Here is a 13,133-nt window from a genome sequence, read left to right on the forward strand (position 1 = left end):
AATAACTATTCAATTGCACTGATATAAAATTGCATGGATGGCAGATCTATACTTGCTCCGCTCAGATTTGAAAATTTAATCTCTACAACTCCTGTTGCCGACACTCTTGCATAAGCAATCAGTAAACCATCAGGTAATTCCTGCGAAGAGGACACCGAAACACTTGCTGTTTTAGCAATTCCACTTACAGAAACAGTTTGTTTATATGAAGCTCCTGCGGCAATTAATGGGAGGTCTATAGTATTTATACTTTTGTAAATAGCAGTTATAGGTGTTCCGTTCTCCCCTATTTTTACCTGCCCATTTATTTTTATTCTTATGGCTTCTGCTCGATTAGCCGCAATAACGACTTCCTTATCATCAGTTGTACCAATAAAATCGCCAAAAACACCTGGATTGGTAGTCCCTCCGGTACTTCCAGCACCATTTCCTGTTCTTAACCAGGCAGCTGCACTTCCTGAAGGGCCCTGCGCTCCTTGTGGGCCAGGTTCTCCTGCATCACCTCTATCCCCTTTATCGCCTTTATCTCCCTTGGGCCCAGCAGGGCCAATCGGTCCGGCCGGACCTGTGTCACCTTTAGGGCCAATTGAACCCGTTGGTCCGGCAACACCCTGAGGACCTTGTGCTCCGGCATCTCCCTTATCTCCTTTATCACCTTTAGGACCTATTGGTCCCTGAGCTCCAGTATCACCTTTGGGGCCAGCTACTCCCTGCAGACCTGTATCTCCCTTATCGCCTTTATCTCCCTTAGCTCCGGCAGGGCCTATTGGGCCGGCAACACCTTGAGGGCCTTGAGCACCAACGTCACCTTTATCGCCCTTATCGCCTTTAGGACCTGTTAGTCCCTGAGCTCCGGTATCACCTTTGGGACCGGATGTCCCCTGCAGACCTGTATCTCCCTTATCGCCTTTATCTCCCTTGGGACCGACAGGGCCTTGCGGACCGGCAACACCTTGAGGGCCTTGAATACCAGCATCGCCTTTATCTCCTTTAGCTCCGGCAGGGCCTTGCGGACCCGTCAAACCTTGTGGACCTTGAGATCCTTGTGGGCCTGCCGCACCTTGCAGGCCTACAGGACCTTGATCCCCCTTATCGCCTTTATCTCCTTTAGGCCCAACTGGTCCCATTAAACCTTGCGGCCCTGTAGCACCTGTTAAACCAGTTGGCCCTGCCGGGCCAATAGGGCCTTGCGTACCCTGTGTTCCTGGCAAACCAGCATCTCCTTTATCTCCCTTCGGACCCGCAGGCCCTTGCGGACCTACGTCTCCGCGATCCCCTTTCGGACCTTGTATCCCAGTGGTTAAATTCGCTATAATAGTCCAGGTTCCATCCGCCTGTCTTTTGTAAACATTACCTGTATTATTGTTGAGATATAAATCTCCTTCTTTCACTGTTGGGGGCTCTGTAGACTGAACTGGGGGATTTAAAGTTCCATTATACCATTGGGCGCCGGCAGGGCCAACAGGGCCTACTACACCTGTAGTCAAATTCGCTACCTCAACCCAGCTGTTATTTACTTTTAAATAAACTTTACCATTATTGTTATTTAGATAATAATCACCACTTTTAGAGGCCGCAGGTTCAGATGCTGCAACGGGAGGATCCAAAGTGCCATTATACCAAGCCGGCCCGGCATCTCCTTTATCACCTTTGTCTCCTTTTATTCCGGGATCGCCCTTATCCCCTTTCTGCCCATCTAATCCGTTTTCTCCTTTTGGCCCCTGAGGTCCGGTAGCACCGTTAATACCATTCACACCGTTTACACCTACCGCTCCGGCATCTCCTTTGTCTCCTTTTATCCCAGGGTCACCCTTATCTCCCTTATCACCTTTATCTCCCTTATCACCTTTATCTCCTTTTGCGCCCACATTGTTCCCACTAAAGATTTCTTCCCAATCTGCATCTTTCCAAACATTAAACCTATTCGTAGTTGTGTTAAAAATCAGTAATCCATTTATCGCCTGATTATTGGCTCCGGGAGCCTGTAGGGCATCCCGTTGTACTGTGGATAATCGGGGGATCAGCAAACCTTTTTCAGTAGACGAAATATCTAAAATAGATTTAGGATTTGGATTTTCCGTTCCTATACCCACACCTCCCTTTTGACCAAGTGCAGATAGGCCAACCAGCAAGAGTGTTAATAAAGCAAAGATCCTCATAAAAGCGAAATATTTGTTGATTTTTGGGTAATTATTTACTCAAATATAAACAGTTAAAACAAAACAACAAACTTATCAACAAACATTATTTAAAAATGTTGATAAACAGCTTCATACAAGCTCTTTTTAAATGTTAATAAACTGAATTTTCACACAAAATGCCTGTGCTTTATTTATTTAACTTAACTTTGCTGGTAATCAACTTTAATTTTAATGAAACATACTATCAGCGAATTAGAAAATATCGCATCGCAAGTTAGAAGAGACGTTTTAAGAATGGTACATGCCGTACAGTCTGGCCACCCCGGAGGTTCTCTGGGTTGTGCCGATTTTTTTACGGCTTTGTATTTTGAAATTCTTAATCACAAGCCCGAATTCAATATGGACGGTATAGGGGAAGATCTTTTCTTTTTATCAAACGGACACATCTCACCGGTTTGGTACAGCGTCTTGGCAAGATCAGGATATTTCGAAGTAAGTGAACTGGCTACTTTCAGAAAAATCAATTCAAGACTACAAGGTCACCCTACCACACATGAAGGCTTACCAGGCATACGTATAGCTTCTGGTTCATTAGGCCAGGGTACGTCTGTAGCTATTGGTGCTGCTTTAGCAAAAAAACTTAACCATGATAATTCGTTAGTATATGTTTTAACTGGCGACGGTGAGTTACAGGAAGGCCAAAATTGGGAAGCTTTTATGTTTGCTCCTCATCATGAAGTTGATAATCTTATTGTAACTGTTGATTATAATGGCCAGCAGATAGATGGCCCTACTGAAAAAATATTATCGTTAACCAGCCTAAAAAATAAATTTGAAGCTTTTGGATGGCAGGTAATCTCCTACGATGGCAATAACATGGAAGAAGTTTTAAAAGCCATGCATTATGCCAAATCATTAACAGGAAAAGGCAAACCTATTGTTAATCTGATGAGCACACAAATGGGTTACGGTGTTGATTTTATGGCAGGCACCAACAAATGGCACGGTGCTGCACCAAATGACGAACAGCTTGCAAAGGCTTTAGACCAGCTCCAAGAAACGCTTGGAGATTATTAAAATTGCTCTTTTATTCAATTAAAGCTTCTATTATTTAGTTACAGTAATGAAAAAATACACATATACAGAAAAAAAAGACACCCGTTCTGGTTTTGGAGCCGGCTTGCATGAAGCAGGTAAAAGAAACGAAAATGTTGTGGCACTTTGTGCCGACTTAGTGGGGTCTTTAAAAATGGACGCCTTCATTAAAGATTTTCCTGAGCGCTTTATTCAGGTTGGTATTGCAGAAGCAAATATGATGGGTATTGCTGCCGGATTAACTATTGGCGGAAAAATCCCTTTTACCGGAACTTTTGCCAATTTTTCTACCGGTAGGGTTTATGACCAGATCAGACAATCTATTGCTTACTCAGGCAAAAATGTAAAAATATGTGCTTCACATGCTGGCTTAACGCTTGGTGAAGATGGCGCTACCCACCAAATTCTGGAAGATATAGGCATGATGAAAATGCTACCGGGAATGGTAGTTATCAATCCTTGCGATTACAACCAGACTAAAGCCGCTACCTTAGCCATTTTAGAGCATGAAGGTCCTGTTTACCTGCGTTTTGGCAGACCTACAGTTCCTGTATTTACACCTGAAGATCAAAAATTTGAAATCGGTAAAGCTTGGATGGTAAATGAAGGAACGGATGTAACCATTGTTGCTACAGGGCATATGGTCTGGAGAGCTATTGAGGCAGGAGAAAAACTAGCAGAAATGGGCATTGATGCAGAAATCATTAACATCCACACTATAAAACCATTGGATGAGGAGGCAATCTTAAAATCAGTTAAGAAAACCGGTTGTATCGTAACCTGTGAAGAGCATAATAAATTAGGTGGTTTGGGTGAAAGTGTTGCACATTTACTTACAACTACTTATCTTGTGCCTCAGGAATTTGTTGCGGTGAACGATAGTTTTGGCGAAAGTGGAACACCTGATCAGTTAATGACCAAGTATAAGCTTGACCCTTCTGATATCGTTGCTGCCGTACAAAAAGCGATATCAAGAAAAAACAAATAATTTAAATGAAGCAGGTTGAAGACGAAGAAATTCTTTTGAAATTCAAAGATGAGCAAACACGTACGTTAGCCTTCAATCTGCTTCTTCAAAAATACCAGCAGAAAATCTACTGGCATGTCAGAAGATTAGTAATAGATCATGATGATGCAGATGATTTAGTACAGGAAACCTTTGTTAAGGTCTGGAAAAATCTAGCAAATTTCAGGAACGACTCTCAACTCTATACCTGGATCTACCGCATAGCCACAAACGAATCTATTACCCATCTCAATAGAAAAAAAAATAAAAACAACGTTTCTATTGATGAGGTAAACACAGAACTTGCCGAAACACTGGCTGCATCTACTCATTTTGATGGCAATAAAATTCAAAGGCAATTACAGGCCGCTATACTTACCTTACCCGAAAAACAACGTATAATTTTTAACATGAAATATTTTGACGACATGAAATATGATGAGATTTCTGAAGTATTAGGTACAAGTGTAGGCGCATTAAAGGCCTCATTTCATATAGCCGTTAAAAAAATTGAGCTTTTTTTAAAAAATGTTGATTAAAGTATTAAACCTTTTACAAAAAAACGCATCAATAAATGTGTAATGAATAGAGTTGATGAAAATATGGAATGGAAAGATGAAGCACCAATACTCGCTCAGCTACCTGCAAGCAATCCATATCGTGTGCCTGATGATTATTTTAACACTTTAACCGAACACATACATCAGTGCATTTTTATAGCCGAACTGGATAAAAACCCAACCGGAGGCTTTAGTATCGAAAAAAGCTTTTTTGAAGAACAGAAACAACAGATTCTTAATCAGGTTGCTCTCTCAGATCAAAATCCAGCAGATACAGGTTTTAGCATACCTGATGGTTATTTTGATCGATTGAATAGCAATATCCTTGCTAAAACGATTAATACAAATGCTTCTAGACCTAAAAAGATCAAATTGTGGCTTTCTGTTACAAAATATGCTGCAGCTGCCTGTGTAATACTTATTGGCTCAATATTCTTTTACATTAGTCAGCAATCAAAAATTGAAAAAAAGAAATTTTTCGCCGATACTGCTACAGAGCGTATGCTTTATGATATAGATGAAACCGCAATCATTGATCATATACAAGAGACACAAAAAACACCGGTTACCCAAGTTTCTAATAATGATGTAGAAAAGTATATTTTAGAAAATTTTTCAGCAAACGATATTACCAATAATCTGTAAAAAATGAAGTATTTATCAATCTTATTTCTATTGTTTTTACTTCCTTTTTATTCGAAATCTCAAGAATCGAGAAGTGAAATAGAAGAAAAAATGGAAGCCAACAAAGTGGCATGGCTTACTACTAAATTAGACCTTAACCCTGACGAAGCTAAAGTATTTTGGCCAATTTATAATGATCTTGTAAGAGAACAAAAGGCGTTAAGAAACGAGCGTTTTCAAAAAATGATCAGCTTTAGAAAAATCAAGGAAATTGATGATTTAAGTGATAGTGAAATCCAAACACTAATTTTAAATGACTTTGACTTTAAACAAAGAGATTTGGACATTGAAAAAAAATATTATAACAGGTTTAAATCCAGATTATCGCCTAAAATAGTAGGTAAATTTTACAGGGCACAAGAGTCTTATAAAAAAGAACTGCTTAAACAATACAGAAGAGGCCCTCAGTCCTGAATATAATATCTTAATCTTACTAAAATTGAAAATCTGCTTTGAGTAATAGTATTCGCCCTCTTAAAGCATAGTTAGAATTTAGCAAATAATTATTTGTATAACTGTAACTTGTATAATTTTTAACATTAAAAATATTAGACACAGTTGCCGAAAGATCAATCTTTTGTTTTTTAAGCGTTTTCTGAATGCCAAAATCGGCAAAGAGATAATTAACCGGTTTCAGGTACTTCGCATCATTATAATAGTGTTCTAAATTTATTTTAACTGTATAATCATTAAATAATGAAGCTTTTAGATTAAAATTCTGATTAAAAAAATGAACAGGGTCATATTCAATGTAATTCCCGTTTTGTTTTGAAATATTCTTATATCTATTAAATTCTAAATTGTGATTCAAAACAAGCCATTTATTTGGCTGGGTATTGATTCTAAGTGTAAATTTCAGCGTTTTATTTAAAAAGCTATTTATAGTCTCCTGCTGTATTTCTTTAAATTTGGTAAACGCATAATTTATACCAAAATCTATACCCGTTTTAAGAGGTAAGTAGTATTTATTTATGTTTCCAGACAAATTAAGTTTATCAGATGGATTATCCTGAACAATTGCTGTCTGGGTTATCAAATCCTGATCAAACTTAGATTTCATTAAAATATTGCTCTTCTTTCGGGAGAAACTTATGCCTAAATTGGCAAACATCGCTGTTACTATATTTTTATAATTCAGACTGTAGTTAATACTCCTATCCCATGTCTTATACAAAGGAATTTCATAGCTCACTAAACTTCTGTAGTTCTGTAGCACAAAACTGGTATTGGATATATACGTTGCATCTCTCTGAACCGTTACATTAAGGCTATTGGTAAAAAATTGGTTAATATCATATTTTGATTTAATACTATAATTAAAAAAAACCTCATTTTCACTTTGTTTAATCCCTCTATCGTCATTACTCAAATGAGTTGGGCCTATATTCAAAGTTGTGATGACATTGGCTTTTTTCATTCTATACGTTAAGGCTGTCTCATTATATAATTTAAGCTGATTTCGTTTAATGTTATTTTGAAAAGAACCTGTAGGAAGTGAAATTTCATGCCCGGTAAACAGCTCTAAATTATTGTTCAGCTCTTGCAGATTGATTAATATCCCTAATTTGTTATTGATATATAATTTATTGATTTTCCTACCAATAGATAGAGTGTTATTTGAAAAGAAAGTTCTTGATTGTATTTTTTGCAATAACCCATCATATTCCTGATTATTATTAAGCAACTTCTCGTATTGTCCGGGAGTAATATTTAAATATTGTGGTAAATCACTATAGCTTATATAAGAATTAACCCCTAACAGATTATTTTTAATCTTTATAACCGAACTAAAATCATTGTACAAATTAATAAAGGGGTTATTCAGCTTCTGATTAACATCATTAGAAGAAATATGATTATATTCTGAGCTCCAAATCCTTTGAAAATTAAAAATATCTTTAAAAAAGATTTTTTGTGTATTAGCTTCTATACCTAACCTTGAAATCAGTTTATGGTAGGTATTATATCCGCTCTGGTTTTCATTTATTATAATCGTATCTGTAGGAAGATAAATCTGAGTAACAGCATCCGAATTATTTATTAATTTATCGTTCTCGTATGCAATATTATATTTCAATGTAAATAATTTACTAATAGGAAAAATTTGATTGCTTGTTGCTAAGGTGTTATTATTAAAAGTATATCTTTCTGCATTTAAAGGGGGAACTGGTGCTTTAACAATATTTACTAAATTTTGCGTAATACCCCCACTAAGTATGGTATTCAAATTTAGATTAAGGTCATTTAGTTCTTTATCCAGGTTTACTCCAACGTTATTATTTTTTACAGTATTGATGTACTGCATATTTTTGTTAAACTTTAATAATGCCAGATTGTTATTACGGAGAAAAGGAGTTAAACCTAAACCTGCATTTACATTTCCCATCAATTTCATTTTAGCATTTGCATTTAACTTAATATTTAATGCAGCTCTATCCGTATCCTCAATTCCCTCAAACATCTTAACTGGCTGATGGTTTTCTAATATCTGTACAGCATCAACGGCATTAACAGGAAGGTTGTTAGTTGCCAGATTATATCGTCCTTCCAAAAGATCCTGCCCTTCAACATAAAATTTATTGATAGCCTTATTCTGATATAAAATCTGCCCGCTTTCAGTTACTTTTATGCCCGGCAAATTTTTAATAACATCTATAATAACTCTGTCGTTTTTATTAGCAAAGGATTTAATATTATAATTAATGGTATCCGATTTTTTAGTAATCGGACGCTCATCTTTAATAATAATCTCTGGCAAAGTATTTACAGCAGTTTTAACCTGAACATTTACAAGCTGATAAGACTTGGAAACTAAAAAAAGTATTTTTCTTTCATAGGCGAGACCTATAATTTCTAACCTGATACTATCCGTAGTAGCATTTGGGTATTTAATTGTAAATCTTCCTCTTTCATCTACTCCCCCATATCCTAAAATATTTTCTCCTGTTCGCGGATATAAGATCAGATTGATATTGTTTACTATTTTACCTGTTTCATCTTTTATGGTTCCTTGAATAACATTTTGACTATAACCCTCAAATGAAATGGTTACAAGCAGGCAGATAATAATCTTATTAGGAAGAAAGACTGTAAGATTTAGTATTATTCTATATAAAAAAAGCACATTAGTTTTGTTTTCTTCCGGTATTAGGCGATGCTCCCCCTATCTGACGTGAGGCTTTTGCGTTTTCAACTGCTTTTTTAAAATCAGTTTCACTTACCAATGCATAATCGATAATGTCCATTTTCTTTTTATCATCTTTATTATAAGTGATACCTGTTAATTCTGCTTCCCATCCATCAGAAGATGAAGTCTTAACAATCAGGCCGGGTAATCCAAAGAAAGAGAATGGTCCTGCCTGAAAAGGTATATCTTTACAAAACCACCCTGTAATTATAGAAGAAGATCGCTCCAATATTGCTTTTTGACATTTCAATCCATTTATACTCATCGTATCTGGCTTTATTTCCCAATTATTGGTATATCCTGCATCAACATATCCCAGCATCTGGTTACCAACACTCTGTATATTAATTGTTTCTTTTTTACTAAATGAATGTAATTTATAGAATCTGTAAATTTTAGTAATAACAAAATCAGCAGCATTAAAATTAGGTTTTACCCCTGTTGCACTTGCCTTTTCAAAAGCTTCTTTCATTTTAGCTATATTTTCGGCTACATTTTTACTGTAAAAAAAACTATAGTTTTTACTTATATCCATCAAGCATACATCGTTTATTAATGTTTGTTGATTTCTTATCTGGCTTATTTTATAAGTTACAGTAGCCAAAACTGTTTCATTTTTCTGAGCATAATTTTTTTGTGAAAATGCAAAGAGCAAGATTAAGATTAAGTACTTCTTTAAAACCATTTTATTGATATGAGTATGAGTGTGCATTAACTACGATTTATATTTAAAGAATTACCGCTAGGCAATAAGATTGCCTAACGGTAAAATTGACCTTTTAGCAGTCGTTACCTTCTTCTACCTCCACATAATCTACAGCGGTACCACATGCGGCTTCCATTTTTGCCCATAAAGCCATATGGCAACCCCATGAAAGTCCTTCAGAAGTAGTTACATCCCACACTTCTCCACAACTACTCGTATACGTGTAGTCTGCAAAGAATTTTTCTGAAGCAACCTGTTCTGTTTTTGGAGTTTCGCTTTTAGCAGCATAAGCGCCTACCGATAGGAAAGCGAAGCAAGCGAGAATCATTAATTTTTTCATAGCTTTTAAGTTTTGAAGGTTAATTATTTGATTAGTTAATCCTAATTTAATTATCCTATTTACCGAACTCCAAATATTTAATGTGAATATTTTTCACAAAAAGAAACTAAAAAATAAATGCCTTAACTTTGTAAAATGCTAACACAACGTCAATTATTTTTAAAACATAACGCCCAAACTTCCCCTAACCCACTTTTATTAGCCTTTACCCGTGCCAAAGGCATTTACATGTATGATAAGGATGACAAACCTTATATCGATTTAATTTCAGGCATTGGTGTAAGTAATGTTGGCCATTGCCATCCCAATATTGTAGAGGCGGTGCAATTACAGGCACAAACCTATATGCACCTTATGGTATATGGCGAGTATGTGCAAAGCCCACAAGTAAATTTTGCCAAAGCGTTAGCAGAAGTATTACCTGATAATCTGACCTGTACTTATTTTGTAAACTCTGGAGCAGAGGCTGTAGAGGGTGCTATGAAGCTGGCGAAAAGATATACAGGAAGAGCCGAAATCATTTCCTGTAAAAATAGTTACCATGGCAGTACACATGGAGGCTTAAGTTTAATGGGTAATGAAACATTTAAACAGGCTTATCGCCCGTTATTACCCGGAATTAGTTTTATTCAATTTAACGATTTACCAGATTTAGAAAAAATCACTATACAAACCGCAGCAGTCTTTATTGAAACCATACAGGGCGAAGCGGGAATTGTTGTACCTGAAAAGGAATATATGCAACAATTACGCAAAAAATGTAACGAAACAGGAACACTGCTTGTATTAGATGAAATTCAATGTGGCTTTGGCCGTACTGGAAAACTATTCGGTTTTGAGCATTTTGGTATCGTACCCGATATTTTATTGTTAGCCAAAGGTATTGGCGGTGGCATGCCTATAGGTGCATTTATTTCATCTTCAGAAATCATGTCGGTATTTACAGATAACCCGGTACTAGGTCACCTGACTACATTTGGAGGGCATCCTGTTAGCTGTGCTGCAGGTTTGGCTACGCTTCAAACCATTTTACAAGGTCAATTGGTTAGTGATGTTGAAAGCAAGGGACAATTGTTTAAAGATCTATTAAAGCATCCTGCTATATTAGAAATTAGAGGAAAAGGATTGATGTTAGCAGTGGCCTTTAATAGCTACGAAACCAATAAAAAAATCATTGATGCCTGTATTGAAGATGGTGTAGTTACTGATTGGTTTTTACATTGCGATAATGCCATGCGTATTGCCCCCCCTCTTATCATTACAAGAGAAGAAATCAAAACTGCATGTGAAATCATTTTGCGTAATATTGAAAAAATCTGCGGATAAGTTATATTAGTAATCATAAACAGGCAAAATATGAATGTACTTATTGTAGAAGATGAAAAAAGTCTGGCTCTGGAAATGAATGAGTTTCTAAGCAAAGAAGGTTATATTGTAGAACATGCCTGGAAAAAGTCTTCGGCAGAAGAAAAAATCTTCGTTAATAATTACGATTTCGTTCTGTTGGACTTAGGCCTGCCTGATGGTGATGGTTTTGAAGTGCTCGAAGGCTTAAAAAAATTGAAAAACCGTGAAGATGCTGTTATTGTTCTAACTGCCCGAAGTGCAGTTGACGACAGGATAAAGGGTCTTGAAGCGGGTGCCGATGATTATTTACCCAAACCTTTTTCTCTAAACGAACTTCTGGCACGCATGCATGCCATTATAAGACGTAAACATAAATTAGAGAAAAATGAAGTAAGAGTACATGATTTTGTTTTAGATATACAAAACAGAACTGTATCGTACCAAATAGAGCGCGTAGCGCTTACCAAAAAAGAATTTGAGATATTAAACTATCTTGTTTTGAACAAAAACCGGGTTGTATCAAGAGTAAGTTTAACCGAACATGTTTGGGGCGATATTCTCGAAGTAAATTCTGATTCTAATTTTGTAGATGTACACGTAAAAAATCTGCGTAAAAAATTGAGTCAGTTCACTAAAATAGACTGGTTTGAAACCGTAAGAAGTATAGGTTACAGGGTAAACGTTTAAACAAATGAAACTTCAGGCAAAATTTGCACTGTACAATGCCATAACTAAAGTAGGTATTATCTTGGTTTTAGGGGTAATTATTTTGCTTTCTATTGATAAGATTTCTACCAACCATTTAGATAACCGTTTAAATAAAAAACGTTTAAAAATTGTAGAAAACCTAAACGAAGAAGAGATCAAAAACCTTTTACAGGAAAATCAGACTTTTACCGATTATAACATCCTAAAAGATGAATTCATTGTGTTAAATGTTATTCCCAAAAAGAAAGCATTGAATAGTGAGCTATACTTTTCTACTGAACACCGTGAGATTGAAAATTATATAGAAGTTTACAGGATATTAAGTGAAGAATTTGAATATAACGGACAGCGTTACCAACTAGAGATTGGTGAAAGCATGACCGCCATGCAAGCCATAAAAAATACCATTGGTTTTTATATGCTCATTGTACTCTCCTTAGCCATTTTTGTTACGCTTATTATCGATTTTGCTTTTACCCATTACCTGTTAAAACCATTTTACAAGATTATTGATCAAAAAATCAATAAAGTAAATGATCCTATTTCTTATAGTTATGATCATATACCCACTACTACAACAGATTTTAAAATACTGGATAATAGTATTAATTCATTAATGCAAAAACTATCAAGCTTATTTTTGTTAGAAAAGCAGTTCATAGCTAATGTTTCCCATGAATTGCTCACTCCTATATCCGTATTAAGTACCCGTTTAGAAAACATACTTGCTGATGAAGGTTTGAGCGAACAACATGAGAATAAAATCCTTTCTTCTCTTAAAACGCTTAACCGTTTAAAAGTGATCATCAATAGTTTATTGCTGATTTCTAAAATTGAAAATGAACAATATGTAAAACACGATCAGATTTCCATTCAAACAGAAATAGAAGAAATTTATGAAGAGTTAGAAGACCGTATAATAGGCAAGAACATTACTTTTGAAAATCATATTGATACAGATCTTACTTTTACAGGCAGCCAGCCCCTAATCCGTACACTTTTAATTAATGTAATTAATAATGCCATTAAGTACAACCGAATTGGAGGCAAAATAAGTATTGATGCTGAAATAAAAAATCACCAATATTTGCTTCATATAAAAGATACGGGGATTGGCATGAATGCTGATGAAATTAAAAAAGCTTTTGAAAGATTTGAACGTGTTCAAAACGAAAATGAAGAAGGATTTGGCTTAGGATTAGCCATTGTAAACAGTATCGCTAAATTTCATAATTTAAAACTGGATATAGAATCCGTTAAAGATGTTCATACTCTATTTACCATTACCTTTCCTACTAATTAAACTCTTCATCAAAACTTCATAAACAAGCTACATATTTGTTTTAACAAAACGTCAGA

12 protein-coding genes are annotated in these 13,133 nt (G+C 35.8%); 8 read left to right on the top strand and 4 right to left on the bottom strand.

From position 1 onward, the window contains the following. Positions 1 to 5: 5 nt before the first annotated feature. Positions 6 to 2,159, bottom strand: coding sequence for a hypothetical protein (locus tag ACLHG9_RS00560; protein ID WP_410219668.1), 2,154 nt, complete (start codon positions 2,157 to 2,159; stop codon positions 6 to 8). 213 nt (positions 2,160 to 2,372) lie between these two features. Here ACLHG9_RS00560 and ACLHG9_RS00565 point away from each other — a divergent pair, with 213 nt between their 5' ends. The 5 genes from ACLHG9_RS00565 to ACLHG9_RS00585 are packed head-to-tail and all read left to right on the top strand — an operon-like array spanning position 2,373 to position 5,900. Then, complete coding sequence (locus ACLHG9_RS00565) at positions 2,373 to 3,218, top strand: transketolase (protein WP_410219669.1); 846 nt, start codon at positions 2,373 to 2,375, stop codon at positions 3,216 to 3,218. Between the two features lie 46 nt (positions 3,219 to 3,264). After that, on the top strand, positions 3,265 to 4,224 hold the full coding sequence (locus ACLHG9_RS00570; protein WP_410219670.1) for a transketolase family protein: 960 nt from the start codon (positions 3,265 to 3,267) through the stop codon (positions 4,222 to 4,224). 5 nt (positions 4,225 to 4,229) lie between these two features. Continuing rightward, positions 4,230 to 4,781 carry an RNA polymerase sigma factor gene (locus tag ACLHG9_RS00575; protein ID WP_410219671.1) on the top strand — a complete coding sequence of 184 codons (552 nt, stop codon included), beginning with the start codon at positions 4,230 to 4,232 and terminating at the stop codon, positions 4,779 to 4,781. Between the two features lie 42 nt (positions 4,782 to 4,823). Further along, complete coding sequence (locus ACLHG9_RS00580; protein ID WP_410219672.1) at positions 4,824 to 5,447, top strand: hypothetical protein; 624 nt, start codon at positions 4,824 to 4,826, stop codon at positions 5,445 to 5,447. 3 nt (positions 5,448 to 5,450) lie between these two features. Next, complete coding sequence (locus tag ACLHG9_RS00585; RefSeq protein WP_410219673.1) at positions 5,451 to 5,900, top strand: hypothetical protein; 450 nt, start codon at positions 5,451 to 5,453, stop codon at positions 5,898 to 5,900. 19 nt (positions 5,901 to 5,919) lie between these two features. On the opposite strand, the gene ACLHG9_RS00590 is transcribed toward ACLHG9_RS00585, so the two are convergent. The 3 genes from ACLHG9_RS00590 to ACLHG9_RS00600 form a co-directional block, all read right to left on the bottom strand. Continuing rightward, positions 5,920 to 8,610: a hypothetical protein gene (locus ACLHG9_RS00590; protein WP_410219674.1), complete on the bottom strand. Its 2,691-nt coding sequence runs from the start codon at positions 8,608 to 8,610 to the stop codon at positions 5,920 to 5,922. Position 8,611: 1 nt separating this feature from the next. Further along, complete coding sequence (locus ACLHG9_RS00595; RefSeq protein WP_410219675.1) at positions 8,612 to 9,385, bottom strand: GLPGLI family protein; 774 nt, start codon at positions 9,383 to 9,385, stop codon at positions 8,612 to 8,614. Between the two features lie 67 nt (positions 9,386 to 9,452). Then, positions 9,453 to 9,719: a hypothetical protein gene (locus ACLHG9_RS00600; RefSeq protein ID WP_410219676.1), complete on the bottom strand. Its 267-nt coding sequence runs from the start codon at positions 9,717 to 9,719 to the stop codon at positions 9,453 to 9,455. Positions 9,720 to 9,854: 135 nt separating this feature from the next. On the opposite strand from ACLHG9_RS00600, the gene ACLHG9_RS00605 reads away from it, so the two are divergent. The 3 genes from ACLHG9_RS00605 to ACLHG9_RS00615 are packed head-to-tail and all read left to right on the top strand — an operon-like array spanning position 9,855 to position 13,077. After that, the gene (locus ACLHG9_RS00605; protein ID WP_410219677.1) at positions 9,855 to 11,045 is read left to right on the top strand and encodes an aspartate aminotransferase family protein; all 1,191 of its coding nucleotides are present in this window, start codon (positions 9,855 to 9,857) and stop codon (positions 11,043 to 11,045) included. Positions 11,046 to 11,075: 30 nt separating this feature from the next. Continuing rightward, positions 11,076 to 11,753: a response regulator transcription factor gene (locus ACLHG9_RS00610; RefSeq protein WP_410219678.1), complete on the top strand. Its 678-nt coding sequence runs from the start codon at positions 11,076 to 11,078 to the stop codon at positions 11,751 to 11,753. A 4-nt stretch (positions 11,754 to 11,757) separates the two neighbouring features. Next, complete coding sequence (locus tag ACLHG9_RS00615) at positions 11,758 to 13,077, top strand: sensor histidine kinase (protein WP_410219679.1); 1,320 nt, start codon at positions 11,758 to 11,760, stop codon at positions 13,075 to 13,077. Positions 13,078 to 13,133 lie beyond the last annotated feature (56 nt).

It is taken from the genome of Pedobacter sp., from assembly GCF_046462515.1.
Lineage (GTDB): Bacteria > Bacteroidota > Bacteroidia > Sphingobacteriales > Sphingobacteriaceae > Pedobacter.